Origin of the sequence: Corynebacterium sp. MSK122 (assembly GCF_030229435.2) — a bacterium.
GTDB classification, from domain to species: Bacteria; Actinomycetota; Actinomycetes; order Mycobacteriales; family Mycobacteriaceae; genus Corynebacterium; species Corynebacterium marquesiae.
Genome location: NZ_JASPHV020000102.1, coordinates 1 through 252 on the forward strand (window position 1 = coordinate 1; position 252 = coordinate 252).

Sequence of the window (252 nt, forward strand, 5' to 3'; positions counted from 1 at the left end):
TATTTTCCGCCAAGATGCGGTCCTCTACAAGACGGACCACACGATCCTTCGCATCCTGGTCAAATTTTCTTGGCATATTCCAGATTTTCCCATCTACTCAAACGGAACAAAACCTGGGACACTTCAGCCCACTGGAGTTCGCTACTCCACGACTTCAACACTGTCTACCGCAGGTGGATGGACGAAAAGACCAGGGTTAAAGACCCTGATACAGGAAATTGGACATGGGTATGGACACATTCCAACGTGCGA

1 pseudogene is annotated in these 252 nt (G+C 48.8%); it reads left to right on the forward strand.

The features are described 5' to 3' along the window. Positions 1–132: 132 nt before the first annotated feature. Positions 133–252 (forward strand): annotated as a pseudogene (locus QP934_RS11630) (IS1249 family transposase); the annotation flags it as partial.